Source organism: Variovorax boronicumulans (assembly GCF_029892485.1).
Classification (GTDB): domain Bacteria; phylum Pseudomonadota; class Gammaproteobacteria; order Burkholderiales; family Burkholderiaceae_C; genus Variovorax; species Variovorax boronicumulans_B.
Genome location: NZ_JARXVG010000005.1, coordinates 292,029 through 311,899, shown reverse-complemented (window position 1 = coordinate 311,899; position 19,871 = coordinate 292,029). Strand labels below are relative to the sequence as shown.

18 protein-coding genes are annotated in these 19,871 nt (G+C 67.2%); 5 read left to right on the top strand and 13 right to left on the bottom strand.

Annotated elements, in window-relative coordinates:
- Positions 1-18: 18 nt before the first annotated feature.
- From M2282_RS14410 to M2282_RS14380, 7 genes are all read right to left on the bottom strand, one after another.
- Complete coding sequence (locus tag M2282_RS14410; RefSeq protein ID WP_280809454.1) at positions 19-921, bottom strand: carbohydrate kinase family protein; 903 nt, start codon at positions 919-921, stop codon at positions 19-21.
- A gap of 61 nt (positions 922-982) precedes the next feature.
- Entirely contained in the window at positions 983-2,383 is a 1,401-nt protein-coding gene (locus tag M2282_RS14405; protein ID WP_280809453.1) for a zinc-ribbon and DUF3426 domain-containing protein, read from the bottom strand.
- A gap of 83 nt (positions 2,384-2,466) precedes the next feature.
- Positions 2,467-3,357 (bottom strand): 50S ribosomal protein L11 methyltransferase, encoded by an 891-nt coding sequence (gene prmA / locus M2282_RS14400; protein ID WP_280809452.1) that lies wholly within the window; start codon positions 3,355-3,357, stop codon positions 2,467-2,469.
- Positions 3,358-3,373: 16 nt separating this feature from the next.
- Complete coding sequence (gene accC, locus M2282_RS14395) at positions 3,374-4,723, bottom strand: acetyl-CoA carboxylase biotin carboxylase subunit (RefSeq protein ID WP_280809451.1); 1,350 nt, start codon at positions 4,721-4,723, stop codon at positions 3,374-3,376.
- 120 nt (positions 4,724-4,843) lie between these two features.
- Positions 4,844-5,305, bottom strand: a complete 462-nt coding sequence (accB, locus tag M2282_RS14390; protein ID WP_280809450.1) for an acetyl-CoA carboxylase biotin carboxyl carrier protein — start codon at positions 5,303-5,305, stop codon at positions 4,844-4,846.
- 100 nt (positions 5,306-5,405) lie between these two features.
- Positions 5,406-5,960 (bottom strand): TlpA family protein disulfide reductase, encoded by a 555-nt coding sequence (locus M2282_RS14385; RefSeq protein WP_280809449.1) that lies wholly within the window; start codon positions 5,958-5,960, stop codon positions 5,406-5,408.
- The gene (locus M2282_RS14380; protein WP_280809448.1) at positions 5,961-6,557 is read right to left on the bottom strand and encodes a hypothetical protein; all 597 of its coding nucleotides are present in this window, start codon (positions 6,555-6,557) and stop codon (positions 5,961-5,963) included.
- Between the two features lie 111 nt (positions 6,558-6,668).
- On the opposite strand from M2282_RS14380, the gene mpl reads away from it, so the two are divergent.
- Positions 6,669-8,060 (top strand): UDP-N-acetylmuramate:L-alanyl-gamma-D-glutamyl-meso-diaminopimelate ligase, encoded by a 1,392-nt coding sequence (gene mpl / locus M2282_RS14375; protein WP_280809447.1) that lies wholly within the window; start codon positions 6,669-6,671, stop codon positions 8,058-8,060.
- A complete protein-coding gene (locus M2282_RS14370; RefSeq protein ID WP_280809446.1) occupies positions 8,057-8,566 on the top strand; it encodes a cupin domain-containing protein in 510 nt (169 codons plus the stop codon). Before mpl ends, M2282_RS14370 begins: the two co-directional genes overlap by 4 nt.
- 7 nt (positions 8,567-8,573) lie before the next feature.
- Here the strand turns inward: M2282_RS14370 and M2282_RS14365 are convergent, their stop codons facing one another.
- The 6 genes from M2282_RS14365 to M2282_RS14340 all read right to left on the bottom strand — a co-directional run bounded on the left by M2282_RS14365 (position 8,574) and on the right by M2282_RS14340 (position 15,815).
- On the bottom strand, positions 8,574-9,692 hold the full coding sequence (locus M2282_RS14365) for a 3-deoxy-7-phosphoheptulonate synthase (protein WP_280809445.1): 1,119 nt from the start codon (positions 9,690-9,692) through the stop codon (positions 8,574-8,576).
- 228 nt (positions 9,693-9,920) lie between these two features.
- The gene (locus tag M2282_RS14360) at positions 9,921-10,454 is read right to left on the bottom strand and encodes a hypothetical protein (protein ID WP_280809444.1); all 534 of its coding nucleotides are present in this window, start codon (positions 10,452-10,454) and stop codon (positions 9,921-9,923) included.
- A 46-nt stretch (positions 10,455-10,500) separates the two neighbouring features.
- Positions 10,501-11,961 carry a metalloprotease TldD gene (tldD, locus tag M2282_RS14355; RefSeq protein ID WP_280809443.1) on the bottom strand — a complete coding sequence of 487 codons (1,461 nt, stop codon included), beginning with the start codon at positions 11,959-11,961 and terminating at the stop codon, positions 10,501-10,503.
- Between the two features lie 48 nt (positions 11,962-12,009).
- Positions 12,010-13,164, bottom strand: coding sequence for a rod shape-determining protein RodA (gene rodA / locus M2282_RS14350; RefSeq protein ID WP_280809441.1), 1,155 nt, complete (start codon positions 13,162-13,164; stop codon positions 12,010-12,012).
- A 32-nt stretch (positions 13,165-13,196) separates the two neighbouring features.
- Positions 13,197-15,065 (bottom strand): sensor histidine kinase, encoded by a 1,869-nt coding sequence (locus M2282_RS14345; RefSeq protein WP_280809440.1) that lies wholly within the window; start codon positions 15,063-15,065, stop codon positions 13,197-13,199.
- Between the two features lie 6 nt (positions 15,066-15,071).
- Positions 15,072-15,815 (bottom strand): response regulator transcription factor, encoded by a 744-nt coding sequence (locus tag M2282_RS14340; RefSeq protein ID WP_280809439.1) that lies wholly within the window; start codon positions 15,813-15,815, stop codon positions 15,072-15,074.
- 366 nt (positions 15,816-16,181) lie between these two features.
- Between M2282_RS14340 and M2282_RS14335 the strand changes: the two genes are divergently transcribed.
- From M2282_RS14335 to M2282_RS14325, 3 genes are all read left to right on the top strand, one after another.
- Positions 16,182-16,775: a YqiA/YcfP family alpha/beta fold hydrolase gene (locus M2282_RS14335; RefSeq protein WP_280809438.1), complete on the top strand. Its 594-nt coding sequence runs from the start codon at positions 16,182-16,184 to the stop codon at positions 16,773-16,775.
- 127 nt (positions 16,776-16,902) lie between these two features.
- Positions 16,903-18,963 (top strand): ribonuclease catalytic domain-containing protein, encoded by a 2,061-nt coding sequence (locus tag M2282_RS14330; protein ID WP_280809437.1) that lies wholly within the window; start codon positions 16,903-16,905, stop codon positions 18,961-18,963.
- A gap of 49 nt (positions 18,964-19,012) precedes the next feature.
- Positions 19,013-19,864 (top strand): energy transducer TonB, encoded by an 852-nt coding sequence (locus M2282_RS14325; protein ID WP_280809436.1) that lies wholly within the window; start codon positions 19,013-19,015, stop codon positions 19,862-19,864.
- The last annotated feature ends 7 nt before the right edge of the window (positions 19,865-19,871 follow it).

The following is a 19,871-nucleotide window of genomic DNA, read 5'->3' as shown; positions in this document are numbered from 1 at the left end:
GCTCGGAAAAGCGGCTTCCTACAGGCCCAGTGCCTTCCGATCGACCTGGTAGTTCTGCGGTCCGCGTTGCGCAATCTTGAGCGCGCCGATGCGGTTGCCCAGTGCCGCGCATTGCGCGAGCGGCCATTCCTTTTCGAGACCGAACAGCAGCGCGCCGCGCCACGCATCGCCGCAACCCGTGGGCTCGACCACGGCAGTGGGCGTCACGCCCGGCACATGTTCGCGCTCGCCATCGATCCAGACCTCGCAGCCCTCGGCCGCCAGCGTGACCACCAGGCCGCGCACGCGCTGGGAGATCTCGGCCAGGCTCCAGCCGGTGCGCTGCGACAGCATCTTTCCTTCGTAGTCGTTGACCACGACCCAGCTCGCGAGATCGACGAAGTGCTTGAGCGCATCGCCGTCGAACATCGGCAGGCCCTGGCCCGGGTCGAACACGAACGGAATGCCGGCAGCGGCGAACTGCTCGGCGTGCTGCAGCATCGCCTCGCGGCCATCGGGCGCGATGATGCCGACCTTGATGTCCTCGCGCGCGGTCACCTGGGTGATGTGCGCCTGCTGCATCGCACCGGGGTGGAACGCGGTGATCTGGTTGTTGTCGACGTCGTTCATGATCATCGCCTGCGCGGTGAAGGTGTCGTCGAGCTGGCGCACGAACTCCGTGTCGATGCCCAGCGAGCGCATGCGCTCCAGGTAGTCGGCGCCGTCGCTGCCGAGCGTGGCCATCGGCAGCGCCGTGCCGCCCAGCGCGTTGAGGCTGTAGGCGATGTTGCCGGCGCAGCCGCCGAAGTCGCGCCGCAAGCTGGGCACGAGGAACGACACATTCAGGATGTGCAGCTGGTCCGGAAGGATCTGATCGGCGAACCGGCCCTCGAAAGTCATGATGGTGTCGAACGCGAGGGAACCGCAAATCACTGCTGCCATGGGTGAACCGTTTGTCGAATGAAGATGGACGAAGGAAGGACGCTCGTGTGCAAGCGTCCGGCTAGGGATAGAAGGCTTCCACGCGGTAGCCGGCGATCGGCGGCAGCGCAGCGGCCTCGGTCGGCGACAGCGTCAGCGGCAACGAAGCCGCGCGATCGGCACGCGCCGCAAGTACCGACGGCGCCCCGTAGTCCGCAGGCATCAACACGCGCCGCACCACCGCGCGTTCCTGCGTGTCGAGCAGCGACAGCTCGACGGCCGGCATCGCGAGCGGCACCGTTGCACCATTGCGCAGGGTGAAGCTGAGCCGGTAGTCGTTGCCGCCGCTCTTCTCGCGCGCAAAGGCGGCGCCCTCGATCAGGATGTCGCCGATCTGGCGCAGGGCCGAGAGCTCGCAGCCGGTGTACTGGCACAGCGTCGCCAGGGCGGGGCGCAGGCCCGGCTGGCGTGCGGCGATCCCGTCGCGCTCGTGGCGAACGATCTGCACGATGAGCAAAAGAACGGCGAGCACCGCCAGCACGGACAACAGCAGCCGCACGCCCTTGCGCTGCCAGAAGCCGGGCGCATGGTCGTCGTGCGCCTGGTCATCGGAAAAACGGTGGTCTTCCTCGCGCTCCGCGAACATCGGCGGCAGCGAGGCGGACTCTTCCGGTTCGCTCGCCTGCCGCACCACCGACGACGCTGCTGCCGCCTTGGCCGCAGCCCTGGCTTCGCGCGACTTGTTGGCGATGGCGATCTTGGCCGACTTGACGCGCGCCCGGCGCAGCGCCTTCTGCATCTGGATCTGGTCGTGGTCCTTCTCTTTTTCCTCTGCCTCCTCCGCGTCATCGTCGAGGGTCGGCTCGATCAGGCCGTGCGCATTGGCGCGCGGCACAGGCAGTGGCGGTGCTGGCGGAGGCGGCGATGGCGGTGGTGCCGCGAGATTCAGGTCGATGTTCGGGAACGGCGGCAGCGAGCTCGCTGGCGGCCGCCACGGAGGCTCGCTGACATCCAGGTCGGACCAAGGCTCGTCCGCGACGATGCCGTGCGCAGGCAGCGAGAAGGACGACGGCTGCGGCGGTGGTGCGGGCGGCGTTGGCGAAGGAGGTGGCGCGGCGGTGACCTCCATGGGCGCGGTCTCTGCCGGCGCCGGCGGAGGCGCCACTTCGGCTGGCCCATGATCCTCAGGCTCGTCGTCGAAGAAGTCGGCGTCTTCAGGAGACTGGGAAGGCTTCGCCGGCGCAGATGGCGGCTCGGTGCGAGCTTCGGAGGAAGGCTCGACCAGCGAAGGCGAGTAGCCCGCGGCTGGCGGCGTTGCAGGCACAACGGCCGACGCGCCATCAGAGGATTCATGCAGGTCGAGCGTCGCATCGAAGACATGGCTGCAGCGGCCGCAGCGCACCCATCCATCCGAGATGCGAAGTTGATCGCGCACCACCTTGAAGGTGGTGGTGCAGGCGGGGCAACGCGTGACGAGGCTCATGACCGGGCGATTGTAGGGTTGGGCCCCTGTCGCACGAACAGCGCGAGCGGTGCGCGGCGGCGCGGAATCCCGGCCGCGCTGCGTCAGCAGCGTGCCGTCATCAGGATCCAGCCATCCTCGCTGTCGCTGACCTCGAGGGTCGCATAAGGCGCGTAGGCCTCCTTCAGCTCATCGGCCTGGCGCTCGAGGATGCCGGCCATCACCAGCGATCCGTCGGGTGCCACATGGCTGTGCAGCAGCGGTGCGAGCACCTTGAGCGGCGTGGCCAGAATGTTCGCGAGCACGGTGTCGTACGTGCCCTTGGCCACTTCCGGCAGGCCGGCATTCAGGCTGACGCCATTGGCTTCGGCATTGAGCCGGGTCGACGAGACCGCGGCTTCGTCGATGTCGACGGCATCGATGTGGGGTGCGCCGAACTTCGCCGCGCCGATCGCGAGGATGCCGGAACCGCAGCCGTAGTCGAGCACGCGCTGCTTGGCAAAAGCGCCCTCGCCCTGCTTCGCGATCCAGCGCAGGCACATGCGCGTGGTGGGATGCGTGCCGGTGCCGAACGCCAGGCCCGGATCGAGCCGGATCACCTGCTTCGCCTGCGCGGGCGGTTCATGCCAGGTCGGTACGATCCAGAATTCGGGCGTGATCTCCACCGGCGCGAACTGCGATTGCGTGAGCCGCACCCAGTCCTGCTCGGGCACATTCGCCACGCCGAGCACTGCGCAGCCTTCGAAGAAATCCTGCAGCGCGAGCACCGACGCAGCCTCGTTCGCGAGCGCCTCGTCGGCGAACAGCGCGATCACGCGCGAGCGCTGCCAGCCCTCCTTGGGCGGGGGCATGCCGGGCTCGCCGAACAGCGCCTGCTCGGCGTCGGTCTGCGCGTCGGCGTCCTCGACCGACACGCTCAGCGCATCGAGTGCGTCGAGCGCATCGCTGAGCATTTCGACCCGGTCTTCCGGTGCCATCAGGCGAAGTTCGAACATGGCGTCGTCTCGTGGGTCAGCGCTTGTGCGCTGCGAGCCACTCTTCAAGATAGTGGATGTTCGTGCCGCCGCTCATGAACTTGGCATCGACCATCAGCTCGCGGTGCAGCGGGATGTTGGTCTGGATGCCTTCGATCACGGTCTCGTTCAGCGCCGTGCGCATGCGGGCCATGGCCTGCTCGCGCGTGTCGCCGTACACGATGATCTTGCCGATCATCGAGTCGTAGTTCGGGGGCACGAAGTAGTTGGTGTACGCATGCGAATCCACGCGCACGCCAGGGCCGCCCGGCGGGTGCCACATGGTGATGCGGCCCGGCGACGGCGTGAACTTCCACGCGTCCTCGGCATTGATGCGCACCTCGATGGCATGGCCGCGCATCTCGATCTGGCGCTGGGTGAACGGCAGCTTCTCGCCGGCCGCCACCATGATCTGCGTCTTCACGATGTCGATGCCGGTGGTGAACTCCGTCACCGGGTGCTCCACCTGCACGCGCGTGTTCATCTCGATGAAGTAGAACTCGCCGTTCTCGTAAAGGAACTCGAAGGTGCCGGCACCGCGGTAGCCGATCTTCTTGCAGGCCGCGGCGCAGCGCTCGCCGATCTTCTCGATCAACTTGCGCGGAATGCCGGGGGCCGGCGATTCCTCGATCACCTTCTGGTGGCGGCGCTGCATGGAGCAGTCGCGCTCGCCCAGGTAGACCGCGTTCTTGTGCTTGTCGGCGAGGATCTGGATCTCGATGTGGCGCGGGTTCTGGAGAAACTTCTCCATATACACGGCCGGATTGCTGAAGGCCGCGCCGGCCTCCGCCTTGGTCATCTGGATCGCGTTGATCAGCGCCGCCTCGGTGTGCACCACGCGCATGCCGCGGCCACCGCCGCCGCCCGCCGCCTTGATGATGACCGGGTAGCCGATCGCACGGGCAATGCGCTTGTTGGTGGCGGCGTCGTCCGAGAGCTCACCCTCGGAGCCGGGCACGCAGGGCACGCCCGCCTTGATCATGGCCTGCTTGGCCGAGACCTTGTCGCCCATCGTGCGGATGTTGTCCGGCGTCGGGCCGATGAACTGGAAACCGCTCTGCTCCACGCGTTCGGCGAAGTTGGCGTTTTCGCTCAGGAAACCGTAGCCGGGGTGGATGGCTTCGGCATCCGTCACTTCGGCTGCCGAAATGATCGCCGGCATGTTGAGATAGCTCAGCGCCGACGGGGCCGGGCCGATGCACACGGCTTCCTGCGCCAGCTTGACGTACTTGGCGTCGCGATCGGCTTCGGAATAGACCATCACGGCCTTGATGCCCATCTCGCTGCAGGCGCGCTGAATCCGGAGGGCGATTTCGCCGCGATTGGCGACCAGGATCTTTTTAAACATATGCGCCCTCGCGGCTGCATCGCCCGCACGCTGCGCGTGCCAGGGCAATTTGACGGTCTGCGCCCGTCCGCGCCGGGGCGCGAGCCCCCCGGTTCGCAACCAGAATCTTCTTGAACATGGTCACTCGATGATGAACAGCGGCTGGCCGTATTCGACCGCCTGCCCGTTTTCGCCGAGGATCTGAGTGATCGTGCCGGACTTGTCGGCTTCGATTTCGTTGAGGATCTTCATCGCTTCGATGATGCAGATCGTGTCGCCCTCGTTCACCTTGCTGCCGATTTCGACGAAGGCGGCGGCGCCCGGGCTGGACGAGCGGTAGAACGTACCCACCATCGGCGACTTGACGGCGTGGCCGGCCGGTGCAGCTTCGACTGCGGGCGCGCTGGCTGCGGCCGTTCCAGCGGGAGCGCCGGCAGCGGGTGCTGCAGCGGGAGGCGCTGCCAGGGTTTGCACATATTGCACGGGGGCGGCGCCGCCACCCTTGACGATGCGAACCTTGCCTTCGGTTTCGGTGATTTCCAGTTCGGAAATATTCGATTCGGACACCAAGTCGATCAGTGTCTTGAGTTTGCGCAGATCCATGGGACTCCAGTGCCGGCTTTGCCGGTCATTCGGATATAACTTGGCTGAAAATCGGCGATTTTCAGCGTTTGGTGGCTAACGCCAGTTTGGGCGGCCGATTCTAACCATGAACAAGTTCACGCCGCCAAGTCTCAAAATCGGCGGTTTCCAGCTTGCCCATTTTACGAGCTGCAACAGAGCCGTTACCGTTGAGGACCAAGGTGAACGGCAATCCGCCGCCGGTATTGCCGAGGTTCTTGACCAGTTCCGTGCCTTGCAGGCCCGCCAGCCCCGTCGGATAGGTGACCGGGGTGCGCTGAAGGAATTTGCGCACCGCGCTGGGCTGATCGATGGCCAATCCAACCACTTGCCAGCCATTGGCGCCATTTTGTCGAAAAAAGGCATCGATCATCGGCATTTCTTCAACGCACGGCGGGCACCAGGTGGCCCAGAAGTTGAGCAGCAGCGGCTTGCCGCGCAGGCTCGACAGGACGAGGTCACCACCCTCCGGACGTTCGAATTTCTGGGCCCAGAAGGTCGCGTCCAGTTGCTCGCCACCCGCCACATTGCCGCCGGCGCTGTGTTCCCGCCACCAGGCGCCACCCGCCCCGGCAGCGGCGGCCACCGCCGCCACGCCGCCATAGAGCATGCCGCGTCGTGTCGGCGAAGAAGTCATTCACTTGTCCTTTTCTCTTTCAATCAGTCGGCGCAACGCGGGCAGGTCGCCGCGCGGCGTTCGGCCCTGGGCATCGGGCTTCAGGGCGCCGCGCAGGTCGTCGAGGTCGTAGACCAGCAGATGCACGCCGATTTCCTCGCCGAGCGCGCGGCTGTGGGCATGCACGCTCAAGGCCTCGACCTGCTCGCCATGAAAGCCGGTGACCATGCGCGGCTCGTAGTCCACGTGGTGGTCGATCAGGGCGATCTCGGCGGACTTGGAATCATCGCAGAACATCTGTATGTAGATGTCCGACAGCCGTGTGGCCGTGCCGTGCCACACGGCGCCGCCGATATGCGGGCGGAAGGCGGCCATGCGCTCCATCCATTCCAGCGCCAGCAGGCGCAGCGCATGCAGTTCCTGCGGCTGGGTGTCGGCGCAGAAAAGCGCAATGTAGTCGCGCACCTCGGCCTCGACTTCGTCGTTGTTCGGCAGCGAAGTGCGTGCCGGCAGGCCCAGGTCACGCACGGCCCGGCGTTTGGCGGGGCCGTATTCCAGCCCTTCCTCGACCACAAGGCGGGCTGCGGTGGCGGCGATTTCGCGCTTGGACGTGTCCATCGGGGCATTTTGCCCGCAGTAGGCGTCATGCACACGAAATCAACACGAAGCTCGGGGCGAAGACCGCGCCTGAGGGGAGAGCTCCCTGTTCCGCCTCCCTAGAATCGCCCGATGCACATTCATATTCTGGGTATCTGCGGCACGTTCATGGGCGGCGTGGCCGCCCTGGCGCGCGAAGCGGGCCACCGGGTCACGGGCTGCGATGCCGGCGTGTACCCGCCGATGAGCGACCAGCTGCGCTCCCTCGGCATCGACCTGATCGAGGGTTTCGGCGCCGATCAACTCGCCATCGCACCCGACATGTTCGTGGTCGGCAACGTGGTTTCGAGGGCGCGCCTGCCCGACGGCAGCCCCAAGTTCCCGCTGATGGAGGCCATCCTCGACGCCGGCAAGCCCTACACCAGCGGCCCGCAGTGGCTGGCCGAACACGTGCTGCTGGGCCGCCATGTGCTGGCCGTGGCCGGCACGCACGGCAAGACGACGACCACGTCGATGCTGGCCTGGGCGCTCGAGCAGGGCGGCAAGGCGCCGGGCTTCCTGGTGGGCGGCGTGCCGCTGGACTTCGGGGTGTCGGCCCGCCTGGGCGACGGCGCCGCCTTCGTCATCGAGGCCGACGAATACGACACCGCCTTCTTCGACAAGCGCAGCAAGTTCGTGCACTACCGGCCGCGCACCGCCGTGCTCAACAACCTCGAATTCGACCACGCGGACATCTTCGATGACCTCGCCGCCATCGAACGCCAGTTCCATCACCTCGTGCGCACCGTGCCCGGCACCGGGCGACTGGTGGTGAATTCCACGGAGGAAAGCCTGCAGCGCGTGCTGGCCCAGGGTTGCTGGAGCGAACTCGCGCGATTCGGCGCAGGTGGCGAATGGGAAGCCCGCGGTTCGCACGACGCCTTCGACGTGCTGCGGCAGGGAGAGCTGGTGGGCCGGGTCGAGTGGGAACTCTCGGGCCTGCACAACCAGATGAATGCGCTGGCCGCGATCGCCGCCGCCGACCACGTCGGCGTTGCGCCGGCCGATGCGGCGCGCGCGCTCGGCAGTTTCCGCAACGTGCGGCGGCGGATGGAATTGCGCGGCACGGTGGGCGCGATCACCGTCTACGACGACTTCGCACATCACCCCACCGCCATCCGCACCACGCTCGACGGCCTGCGCAAGAAGCTCGACGAGGCCGGCAAGCAAAGTGAGCGCATCCTCGCTGTCTTCGAGCCGCGCAGCAACACGATGAAGCTGGGCGTCATGGCTGCCCAGCTGCCCTGGAGCCTGGAGTCGGCCGACCTCTCTTTCTGCCACACGGCCGGACTCGACTGGGATGCCGCCGCGGCCCTGGCGCCGATGGGCAACCGCGCACAGGTCGCTGGAGCCGTCGAGCCGCTGGTCGCGCAGATCGTCGCGGCGTCCCGGCCGGGCGATCACATCGTCTGCATGAGCAACGGCGGCTTCGGCGGCGTGCACGACAAACTGCTTGCGGCGCTCCGCACGGCTACCGCATCATGACCGCCATGCGCGCCCGGGAACTGATCGACAGCCTGAAGCTGCAGCCTCATCCCGAGGGCGGCTGGTACAGCGAGGTGTTCCGTTCGCCGGCCAGCGTCACGCCGACCGACGGCCGGGCGCCCCGCAGCGCGCTCACCAGCATCTACTTCATGCTCGAGGCGGGCCAGCATTCGCGCTGGCACCGGGTGCTGTCCGACGAAGTCTGGGTGCACCTCGAAGGCGTGCCGCTGGCGCTCTGGACTTGCGATGCCGCGATGCGCACGGCGCCGGCCCATGTACGGCTGGGCCCGGTCGATGCGCACGGCACGCGCCCCCAGCACGTGGTGCCAGCTGGCCAGTGGCAGGCCGCCCGCCCGATCCAGGGCCATTCGTCGGGCGACTACACGCTGGTCGCCTGCATGGTCGGCCCGGGCTTCGACTTTGCCGACTTCTCGATGGTGCCGCCCGACAGCGACGAGGCGGCGTCGATGCGGCACCACTGGCCCGACCTGGCCGGAATGCTCTGAACCTTGCTCAGCCGCGGCGGGCCTTGACGGCCTGCGACAGCGTCTCGAGCACCTGCACTGAATCGTCCCAGCCGATGCACGCGTCGGTGATGCTCTTGCCGTATTCGAGGCCCGAGAGCTGGTCCTTGCCCGGCGTGAACTTCTGGGCGCCGGCCTGCAGGTGGCTCTCGACCATCACGCCGAACACGCGGTTCGAGCCGCCGGCAATCTGGCTGGCGATGTCCTTGGCCACGTCGATCTGCTTCTGGTGCTGCTTGGAGCTGTTGGCATGGCTGCAGTCGACCATCAGCGTGGGCGGCAGCTTGGCGGCTTCGAGGTCCTTGCAGGCGGCTTCGACGCTGGCGGCGTCGTAGTTCGGCGCCTTGCCGCCGCGCAGGATCACATGGCAGTCGCGGTTGCCGTTGGTCTGCACGATCGCGACCTGGCCGTTCTTGTGCACCGAGAGAAAGTGATGGCCGCGGGCCGCCGCCTGGATCGCATCCGTGGCGATGCGGATGTTGCCGTCGGTGCCGTTCTTGAAGCCGATGGGGGCCGAGAGGCCCGAGGCCAGCTCGCGGTGCACCTGGCTTTCGGTGGTGCGCGCACCGATGGCGCCCCAGGCGATCAGGTCGCCGATGTACTGGGGCGAGATCACGTCGAGGAACTCGCTGCCCGCCGGCAGGCCGATGCGGTTGATGTCGATCAGGAGCTGACGTGCGATGCGCAGGCCTTCGTCGATGCGGAAGCTCTCGTCCAGGTACGGGTCGTTGATCAGGCCCTTCCAGCCGACTGTGGTGCGCGGCTTCTCGAAGTACACGCGCATGACGATCTCGAGGGTGCCGGCGTACTTTTCGCGCTCCACCTTCAGGCGGCGGGCGTACTCGAGCGCCGCGGCGGGGTCGTGGATGGAGCAGGGGCCCATCACCACCAGCAGCCGGTCGTCCTTGCCGCCCATGATGTTGTGGATGTTGCGGCGGGTGCCCTCGATCAGCGTTTCGACCGGCGTGCCGCGGATCGGGAAAAAGCGGATCAGATGTTCAGGAGGGGGCAGCACGTTGATGTCCTTGATGCGTTCGTCGTCGGTCTTGCTGGTTTTTTCGACGCTCGCATACCAGCTGTCGCTGGCCGGGGCAGTGTTCGTGCTCATGGTGCTTTTCCTTGTTGGAGTGAATATCGTCAGGGCATAAAAAAACCGCCGGGGCTTGCGGCGCCGGCGGTTTTGGGAGGTGTTCGTTTGCTTTACGCGCTCGCCTCTCGTCCGCCGGAAACCGGGAACCAAAAGTAGGCAAAGAAATAAGCGCGGAGGGCGGACATAGGGGCGGAATGTAGCACGGAAAACATAGACCCGGTCAAGCGGCCGGGCCCAAGGGATGGTTTACCGGTAGCCCGATTCGTTGGCGTTGTGAATGATCCAGATCAGGTTGCCGCCGGTGTATTCACCCATGCCGCCGCCCGCGAAGATCAGCCGTCCCTGCCCCTTGTATGTCATCTCGAAACGATGGCGATCGCTGCCGAAATAGAACGGGATGAAGGCCTTGCCCGTCACGTACGCACCCTGGTCGGTCGGCGGGCCGGCGAGGTCGGTGACCTGCTTGGCGCTCATGCCGATCTGCAGGCGGGTGAACTTGCTGTTGCGCGCCGGGTTGCCGGTGATCTCGCCTTCGTAGCCGTTCAGGCCCTTGACCGTGCGGCCGCTGCCGGCTTCGACCTTGGAGGAGTCGGTCACGTTGCCGCGGCCGTCCATGCCGGCGCCGGAACCGGTGCGGGCCGGTGCCGCAGGTGCGGGGGCAGGCGCCGCCGCAGGCTGGCTGGCGCTGGAGCCGCCACGCGATGCGCAGCCGGCGCTTGCCAATACAACAACGGCAGTTGCGGCCCACAGCGCAGCAGAAGAATTGATCCTGTTCCTCATCGAAGGCTCCTTCCTTGTTTGTGAAGGAGCGCAGCTTAACAAGGCTTCAGGCCGTTCCGCCCACGGTCAACCCGTCGATCCGGAGGGTCGGCTGGCCGACGCCCACGGGCACGCTCTGGCCTTCCTTGCCGCAGGTGCCCACGCCCGAATCGAGCTTCATGTCGTTGCCGATCATGGTCACGCGGGTGAGCGCATCGGGGCCGTTGCCCACGATGGTCGCGCCCTTGACCGGGTACTGGATCTTGCCGTTCTCGACCCAGAAGGCCTCGCTGGCCGAGAACACGAACTTGCCGCTCGTGATGTCGACCTGCCCGCCGCCGAAGTTGGTGGCGTAGAGGCCCTTCTTGATGCTGGCCACGATTTCCTGGGGGTCCTTGTCGCCGCCGAGCATGTAGGTGTTGGTCATGCGCGGCATCGGCACGTGGGCGTAGCTCTCGCGGCGGCCGTTGCCGGTGGGCTTGACCTTCATGAGGCGGGCGTTCATCGAGTCCTGGATGTAGCCCTTGAGGATGCCGTCCTCGATCAGCACGTTGCGCTGGCTGGCGTTGCCCTCGTCGTCGACATTCAGCGAGCCGCGGCGATCGGCGATCGTGCCGTCGTCGAGCACCGTGACGCCCTTGGCTGCCACGCGCTGGCCGATGCGGCCCGAAAACGCGCTAGAGCCCTTGCGGTTGAAGTCGCCTTCCAGCCCGTGGCCGATGGCTTCGTGCAGCAGGATGCCGGGCCAGCCGGAGCCGAGCACCACGGTCATCTCGCCGGCAGGCGCCGGGCGGGCGTCGAGGTTGGTCAGCGCGGCCTTCACGGCCTGGTCGACGTATTCGGCGATCTTCTCGTCGTCGAAGTAGGCCAGGCCGAATCGGCCGCCGCCACCGCCGGAGCCGACTTCGCGCCGGCCGTTCTGCTCGGCAATGACGGTGACCGACAGGCGCACCAGCGGACGCACGTCGGCGGCCAGCGTGCCGTCGGCGCGCGCCACCAGCACCACGTCGTATTCGCTCGCCAGGCCCGCCATGACCTGCGCCACGCGCGGATCGCGCGAACGCGCCAGCTTCTCGGTCTTCTCGAGCAGCTTGACCTTGGCCGTGCTGTCGAGCGTGGAGATGGGATCGACGCCGTTGTAGAGCGAGCGGCTGGAGGCGATCTTGCGGGTCGGCGTCTTCACGCGGCCGGTACGGCCGGCGGAAGAGATCGAGCGGACCGTGCGGGCCGCGTCGAGCAGCGATGCTTCGGAAATGTCGTCCGAATAGGCGAATGCGGTTTTCTCGCCGCTGACCGCGCGCACGCCGACGCCCTGGTCGATGCTGAAGCTGCCGGTCTTGACGATGCCTTCCTCGAGGCTCCAGCCTTCGCTGCGCGTGTACTGGAAGTAGAGATCGGCGTCGTCCACCCGGTGGGAGGTGATCTCGGCAAGGGCCTTGCTCAGGTGCGATTCGTCGAGGCCGAACGGCGTGAGAAGGAGTTGTTGCGCCGTGGCGAGGCGCTCGATGGTGGGTTCGCGAGAGATCATGGCAGCCATTCTAGGCAGCCGCCCTCTTCCGTGCCGCCCCGAAGGGCACTAGTTCTGGGCCTGTTTCCTGGCCCGGGCGATCGACATCAGGATGCCCAGCCCCAGCCCCAGCGTCACCATCGCCGTTCCGCCGTAGCTGATGAACGGCAGCGGCACCCCCACCACCGGCAGGATGCCGCTCACCATTCCCATGTTGACGAAGGCATAGGTGAAGAAAATCATCGTGACCGCGCCCGCCAGCAACCGCGAGAACAGGGTCGTCGCACTGGTCGCAATGGCCAGCCCGCGGAAGATCAGGAGGATGAAGGCCGAGATCAGCGCCAGGTTGCCCATCAGCCCGAATTCCTCGGAATAGGCGGCAAAGATGAAGTCGGTGGTGCGCTCGGGAATGAATTCGAGGTGCGTCTGGGTGCCCTGCATGAAGCCCTTGCCGCCGACGCCGCCCGAGCCGATGGCGATCATCCCCTGGATGATGTGGAAGCCCTTGCCCAGCGGGTCCTTGCTCGGGTCGAGCAGCGTGCACACGCGCTGCTTCTGGTAGTCGTGAAGCACCCGCCAGTCGACGCCGTCGGCGCACAGCCTTGTCTCGAAACTCACGATCAGCGTCACCGCGATGGCGCCGATCACCACCGGCGGGACGATCAGCTTCCAGGGGAGGCCCGCGAAGAAGATCACCGCCATGCCCGCGGCCAGCACCAGCAGCGAAGTGCCCAGGTCAGGCTGCTTCATGATGAGCCCGACCGGCACCGCCAGCAGCACCGTGGCCACCACGAAGTCGAGCGGCCGCAACTGGCCTTCGCGCCGCTGGAACCACCAGGCCAGCATCAGCGGCATGGCGATCTTGAGGATTTCGCTCGGCTGGATCACCACGCCGATGTTGATCCAGCGCTGGGCGCCCTTCTTGGTGATGCCGAAGAGCGCCACCGCGATCAGGAGCGCCACCCCGGCCGCGTAGAGGGGCACCGCGAACATCATCAGCCGCTGCGGCGGCACCTGCGCCACCACGAACATGATGAAGCCCGCCAGCAGCATGTTGCGGCCATGGTCGACGAAACGCGAGCCGTGGTCGTAGCCGGAGGAGTACATGGTGAGCAGGCCGGCAAAGGCCAGCAGCAGCACGGCGAAGGCCAGAAAGCCGTCGAAGCCCTGGAAGATGGGCGCGATTCGGCGCGCCAGGGAGGGCTGATTGAACACGGCGGACATGGGGGCGGATTATCCCCGCCCCGAAACCCGTTTCAGCCGAAACCGAGTTGAACGACCGTGCGCCCGGGTCGGCTTTCGACCGCCAGCACCGCGCCGATGGCGCCGGCGCGCTCCAACAGCGCCCGCGGGACCTGCGAGGCGTCGAAGCCCCGGCCGTTGTCGATCACCCGCAGCCGCACCGTGTCGCCCTGCATGTCGGCCTCGATCCGCAGCACGTTGGCCTGGGCGTGCTGCAGCACGTTGGAGATGGCCTCGAACAGCAGGAACTGCAGCTGCCGCATCGCGTGCGCATCGAGCAGTTCCACCGGCCCGATCTCGTCCACCGCCCATTCGAACTCGATGCCCGCCGCCGCCAGCCGGGGTTCCAGCCGGTAGCGCAGCGCCGCCAGCAGCGCGCCGACGTCGCCCGGCGGCAGGTGGATCGAGTCGATCGACAGCTTGAGCTGGTCGAGCGAGTCGCGCAGCGTGCGCAGCAGCTCTTCGTCGCTGGTCTGGCCCGATTGCAGTTGCCGGATCGCCGAGCTGATGTGCGAGCCCACGCCGTCGTGCATGTCGCGCAGGATGCGCTCGCGCTCGTGGGTACGGGCCTGGTCGCGGGCCACTTGCTCGAGCTCGGCATAGGTCAGGGCCAGTTCGCGCTCGCGCTGCGCCACGCGCTCGGCGAGCGCGGCGACCCATCCGCGCGCCTGGGTGCTCACCGCATGAAAGCGCCGCAGCACGATCAGGAGCAGCGCGATGCCGAAGAAGATCGACGAATAGCGCACCCAGGTGGTCTCGCCGTAGGCATCGCTCAGGCGGATCACCAGCCAGTCGCGGACGCCGAAGGCCACCGTGACGAGCGCCGCGATGGCCACCAGCATCTGCTCGGCGTTCGGGCGGCGCACGGTCGCCACCAGGAAACCGCCCACGAAGACGCCGATGACCACGATCTCGATGGCGAGCCAGCCGGTAAGCCACACCGGTTGCTCGCGATGCAGCGCCAGCGCGCTCGCCGCCACGGTTCCAGCGACGACCGCGGCCAGGGGCCAGCGCAGCCACTGCAGCCGGGAATTCCGCGCCCACCCCGCGAGGTGGTAGCAGAACATCATGGCCGAGGCCGCCCAGCCCGCATAGCAGGCGGCCATCAGCACGCCCCAGGGAACCCAGGGCAGCGGCGGCTCGGCGATCACGCCGTCGGCCACGCGGATCGCCCAGCAGAACTCGGCCAGCGCCGCCCAGAAATAGATGCCGTCGCGCCGGTGCCGCCCCACGGCGCCGGTGTCGACCTGCGTCAGCCAGAGCGCCAGCGCGATGCTGCCCACGACCAGGCTGAAGGCGGTCAGCAGCACCGAGCCGGTGAAGCGCCAGGCATAGGCGCTCTCGAAGAGTTCGGTGCGCACCGGCGTGGCGGGCCCGACCACCACCCGCGACAGGCCGGCGCGCCGGGCGCTGTCGGCGCGCAGGCGGATCTGCAGGTTGTTCTCGCCGGCTTTCAGCAGCCGCCCGGGCACCGGCACGTAGATGGGCGCCTTGGCGTAGTCGGCATCGTTGCCCACACCCAGGTCGCCGTAGACCTGCAGCAGCGCGCCGTTCAACTGCACCTCGAAGACATTGCCGACGCGTGGAATGAAGATGCCCCAGGGCGTTTCAGGCGCGGCTGCGAGGGTGAACGGCAGGTCGAAGCTCGCAAGGCCCGGCTGGCCGCGGTGCTGGCGGTCCCAGTGGTAGGACAGCTCGACCGGTCCGGTGCGGGTGACGCCGTCGACCGACGTCGTGACGGTGCCGCGGCGCAGTTCGATCGGACCGTCGGCAGCCTGGACCGCCCGGGCGGTCTCCGCCGCCGCCGCGCCTCCCATGCTGGCAGCACCCGCCACCAGCACCGCCAGCCACAGCGAAAGCAGCGACCGCAACCTCGTCAGCATCCGTCCTCAGCCTGGGTGAGGCAGCAGGCCGAGGCGCGTGGCCTCGAAGACCGCCTCGCTCTTGGAATGCACCGCGAGCTTGCCGTAGAGGTTCTTGATGTGGGTCTGCACCGTATGCACGCTCAGGCCCTTGAGCCGCGCGATCTCCGCGTACGAGAAGCCGCGGGCGATCAGCGTCAGCACCTCATGCTCGCGCGCGGAGAGCAGGCCGCGCTCGTTCTCGTCGAAGGCCGCCTCGGGAGCAGCGATGCCGGGGGCGAGGATGCTGGCCGATTGCAGGCTGCGGTACTTGGCCAGCACCCGTCGCGCGATCATGGGCGAGATCGGCGATGCGCCGGCCTTCATCTCCACGATGGTCTGCGCGATGTCCTCGGGCGCGGCGTCCTTGTGGATGTAGCCCACCGCGCCGGCCTCGATGCTGGCGAGCACGTTCTCCTCGTCGCCGAAGACCGACACCACCAGCGGCTCGCAACCCGGAAAGCGCGCAACGGCGTCGCGGATCACGTCCAGGCCGGTGCCGTCGGGCATGCCCAGGTCCACCAGCAGGACGTCGGGGATCGTCGCGGTGCGCGCCAGCCAGCCCAGCGCCTCCTGCACCGTGCCCGCGCTGCCGAGCCAGAAAAGGCGCGGGCTGCGCTGCACGCTCGCCTCGAAGAAGGCGCGCGCGCGGCTGTCGTCCTCGACCACGAGAACGCCCCACCGGCGCAGCGTCCCGTCATCCAGTGCCTCTGTGTTCATGGGATGGAGCATAAGCCTCGGCGCTCCCCCGAATGCCTCCAGGGCATACCGCTTTCATGGGATGCGCCGTGCGGATCGCATCCCGAGAATGGGGCGTTTTCTCTCTCTTTTTGCCACGGGTTCATCGCCGTGCGTGCAACGCCGGCAACAGGGAGCAGCCCATGAATACTTTCAGGCTCCAGTCAGGCGACCGATGCAGGGTTGAGGCCGGAGAGATGTTCATGCGCTGTAAGTCGTTATGACTTATCGCTTCCCTCAAGAAGCCCTTGCCGCCGTTTTTTGAACCCCGCGAGCCGCTTTTCGGGCACGGACCTCATGCAGAATCACTGCGCCTGCGCCACCGAGATGCGGCGTTCGCACCTTCCCGCCCTTCCCCCCATGGACCTGCAAACCACCCATCTGCTGTACCTGCACGGCTTCCGCTCCTCGCCCCGTTCGACGAAGGCGCGGCTCGTGGCGCAACGGGTGGCCCAGGCGCATCCGAACCTGCAGTGGTGGTGCCCGCAGCTGCCACCCTCGCCGCACGACGCCATCGACATGGTGATGAAGGGCATCGCCCACTGGCCGCGCAAGTCGATGGCCGTGATCGGCTCGTCGCTCGGCGGCTTCTATGCCACCTACGTCGCCGGCATGACGCGCTGCCGCGCGGTGCTGCTCAACCCGGCCGTGCATCCGGCGCGCGACCTCACCCGCTACATCGGCGCCCAGACCGCCTGGCACGATCCGGCCGAGCATTTCTATTTCCGGCCCGAGTACATCCACGAATTGCGCGCCATGGAAGTCGGCGCGCTCACGCGGCCCGAGCGCGTCTTCGCCATCATCGCCAAGGGCGACGAGGCGCTCGACTGGCACGAGATGTCGGCGCGCTACCCCGACAGCAACATCAAGCTGCTGGAAGGCGGCGACCATGCACTGTCGGATTTCGAGACGGCGCACCTCGACGACGTCATGGCGTTCATCAACCCTGTCTGAATTCCAGGAACACCGCGGAACCGGCTCTGCCGGGCCGCAGGTGTTGCCCCCGGAAGGGGGTTGGCGGCCACACGAAGTGGGCAAGTCTGGGGGAGAGCCTATCCCCAGCATGGGACAATCCGCGTCTATGTTTGTATTGTTTGAAGAAGCCGGCAAGTACCTCGGCGGCCGTGTCCTGTCGGAGGCCGAAGCCTCGGCGCAGGTCGAGCTCGAGACCGGCAAGCGCGTCAAGGTCAAGGGCGCCAACATCGTTCTGCGGTTCGAGAAGCCGTCCCCGGCCGAGCTGATCGCCGAGGCGCGCGCGCTCGCCGCTGCGATGGACCTCGACCTGGCCTGGGAATTCGCGGCCGAGGGTGAATTCGGTTTCGCCGACCTGGCCGCCGACTATTTCAGCGACAAGCCCACGCTGGCCCAGCAGGCCGCCGCGCTGTTCGCGCTCTTCGAGGCGCCGCACTACTTCCGCCGCGCGGGCAAGGGGCGCTTCAAGAAGGCGCCGGCCGAAATCGTGCAGCAGGCGCTCGCCGCCATCGAGAAGAAGAAAGTCATCCAGGCGCAGATCGTCGAATGGGCCGGGCAACTGGCCGAGGGCCTGTGCCCGCCGCCGATCCGCGAGCAGCTCTACAAGATCCTGTTCAAGCCCGACAAGAACGCCCCCGAATACAAGGCCGTGGTCGATGCCGCGCGCGCCACGCAGCGCCCGCCGCTCGACCTGCTGGAGCGCGCCGGCGCAATCGATTCGCCCTATCAGTTCCACTGGCGGCGCTTTCTGTTCGAGAACTTCCCCAAGGGCCACGGCTTCCCCGCGCTCGCCGCACCGGCCATCGTGGACGACCTGCCCGTCGCCACGGGCGTGCAGGCCTTCTCGATCGACGATTCGCAGACCACCGAAATCGACGACGCACTCTCAGTGCAGGGCCTGGGCAGCGGCTCCGTCACGGTCGGCATCCACATCGCGGCGCCGGCCCTGGCGCTCACGCCCGGCAGTGCCATCGACAACGTGGCGCGCGCGCGAATGTCGACGGTCTACATGCCGGGCTACAAGATCACGATGCTGCCCGACGAGGTGGTCAACACCTACACGCTGCTCGAAGGCGCCGACCGTCCGGCCGTATCGCTCTATGCGCGCTTCGACGAAGCCACGCTCGAGCTGCAGGGCACCGAGACCAAGCTCGAACGCGTGCCCATCGTCGCCAACCTGCGCCACGACCAGCTCGACAGCGTCGTCACGCAACCCTGGCTCGAAGATGCCGCAGTCACGAGCGCCGACACGCCCGAAGCCGCCGCGAACCTGCGCGCGCCGCTCTCCTTCCTGTTCCGCCTCGCGAAGCAGTTGAAGGCGCAGCGCGAAGTGGTGCGCGGCAAGCCCGAGAACTTCAACCGGCCCGACTACAACTTCCGCCTTGTCGGCAACGACGGCAACGAACCCACCGGCAACGAGCAGGTGCAGATCACGACGCGCCAGCGCGGCGCGCCGCTCGACCTGATCGTCTCCGAAGCGATGATCCTGGCCAACAGCAGCTGGGGCGGCTGGCTTGGCGAACTCGGCGTGCCCGGGCTCTACCGCAGCCAGGCGAGCCTGGCGCCCGGCATCAAGGTGCGCATGGGCACGCGCGCGCTGCCGCATGCGGGCCTGGGCGTGAAGAGCTATGCGTGGAGCACCTCGCCGCTGCGCCGCTACACCGACCTCGTGAACCAGTGGCAGATCATCGCGGCCGCCCGCCACGGCAAGACCGCCGCGCTGGCCGCGCCCTTCAAGCCGAAGGACGCCGACCTGTTCTCGATCCTCTCGGGCTTCGATGCGGCCTATGCAACGTACAACGGCTACCAGGGCGGCATGGAACGCTTCTGGACGCTCAAGTACCTGCAGCAGAACGGCATCACCGAACTCGAAGCGACGGTCATCAAGGACATCCCCAACGGCGCGCTGGTGCGTGCCGATGCGCTGCCGCTGGTGTTCCCGGTCGCGGGCCAGCAGGAACGCGGCGCTCGCCTGCGCGTGAAGCTCGGCGAGATCGACGAGATCGCGCTCGACGTGAACGGCACCGTGCTCGAACGCCTCGACACGCCGAAGGCCGATGCCTCGGCCGAGGACGAGAGCGGCGAGGACGAAGAAGAAGTCGCCGGCCCGATCGCCATTGCCGTCGACCTGAGCGACAGCGAGGCCGCGCCGGAAAACACACCTGCATGAACTTCGGCGACACGTCCGGAGAAATGCAGCCCCTGGAGGAGTTTCGAGAATGAACTTCAAGGACCTCAGCACGCTGCAGATTGCCCTGGGCGTGTCGGTCATTGCGCATGCCGCGCTGCTGGCGGTGCGCTTCGTCGATCCCGAGGCGTTCAACCGCGCGTTCACCGACACGCCGCTCGAGGTGATCCTGGTCAACAGCAAGACCAAGGAGCGGCCCGACGCGAACGCCAGGCTGATGGCGCAGACCTCGCTCGCGGGCGGCGGCGACCTCGACAAGGGGCGCGCGACCAGCCCGCTGCCGCCGTCCAGCTTCACCGCGGTGGGCGATTCGTTCGAAGACGCACGCAAGCAGGTCGACGCCCTGCAGGCCGAGCAGATGCAGATGATCACGCAGCTCAAGCGCGACATCGCCGCGATGCCGGTGCGCGATCCGCGCAACGCGGGCGACCCGACCGAAGCCGCCGCGCAGGAAGAAAAGCGCCGCCAGATGGTCGAGCTGCTGGCCCAGATCGAGCGCCGCGTGAACGAAGAGAACTCGCGCCCCAAGAAGCGCTACGTCAGCCCCTCCACGCGCGAGGCCGCGTTCGCGGTGTACGTGGACACCATGCTGCGCCGTGTCGAGGCGCGCGCCGCGGAAAACTTCCCCGAGCTGGCCGGCAAGAAGCTGTACGGCGAACTGAAGATGACCGTGACCGTCAACTTCGACGGCAACGTGCTCGCCACCGTGGTCGACCAGAGCTCGGGCAACATCGCGCTCGACCGCCGGGCGCAGGCCATCGTTCGCAGCACCGGCAACTTCGGCAAGTTCACGAGCGCGATGCGCCAGGAGCAGGCCGACCAGATGGTGATCCAGGGCACGTTCCGCTTCGCGCGCGACGGCACGATGGAAATCTCCCAATAAACGGCAA